The following is a 798-nucleotide window of genomic DNA, read 5'->3' as shown; positions in this document are numbered from 1 at the left end:
AGAACAGGCGGTCGACGATGCCGATCCGCGCGCGGTCGGCGGGGACCGGAAGCCCGGCTTGCGCAAGGATGATCGCCAGCGCGGTCTGGCGCAGGAACGTCGACTTGCCGGCCATGTTCGGTCCGGTCAGCAGCATCACGCGCCGTTCGGGCGACAGGTCGCAGTCGTTGGGCGTGAACGCGCCCCGACCGTCGAGTGCCGCTTCGACCACCGGGTGCCGACAGGCTTCAAGTACGAAGTCCTGATCGTCGGTGATTACGGCCCGGCACCAGCGACCGGCCGACGCCAGATGGGCGCACGCCGCCAGAACGTCCAATGTTGCGAGTTCGCGCGCGATGGCTTCCAGCGTGGGCTCGGCCAGAATGGTGGCGACGAGGCGCGTGAAAATCTGCCGCTCCAGCGTCGCGGCGCGTTCGGCCGCTTCGGTGATGCGCCGGTCGAGACCGACCAGTTCGTCGGTGGAAAAGCGTGCGAGGCTCGCCGTGCCTTGCCGCAGGGTGACGTCGGTGCGCTCGCGCAGACGATCGGCCGCGGCGATCGGCACCTCGATGATATAGCCGAGTTGCGCGTGATGACGGATTTTCAGGCTGTTGAGGCCGAAACGGGCGGCGTACTCGGTCTGAAGTCCTGCGAGGATCTGGCGACTGTCAGTGCACAGCGCTCGTTCCTCGTCCAGGGCGGCGTCGAAGCCCGGGGCGATGACGCCGCCATCGTCGAGGCGCGCGGGCGGCTCCGCGCTCAGGGCGCGGGCCAGAAGCGCCTGAAGGTCGCGCCCTCCCGTGCGCAGCGTCTCAAGCG

General features: G+C 68.9%; 1 protein-coding gene. It reads right to left on the bottom strand.

The window, feature by feature from the left end; translation table 11 throughout:
• Positions 1-798, bottom strand: a 798-nt coding sequence (locus HUK82_RS16985; protein ID WP_408851062.1) for a MutS-related protein, incomplete at both ends; no start/stop codon positions are given.

Origin of the sequence: Ameyamaea chiangmaiensis (assembly GCF_013376175.1) — a bacterium.
Taxonomy (GTDB): domain Bacteria; phylum Pseudomonadota; class Alphaproteobacteria; order Acetobacterales; family Acetobacteraceae; genus Ameyamaea; species Ameyamaea chiangmaiensis.
This window is presented reverse-complemented; position numbering and strand designations above follow the sequence as displayed.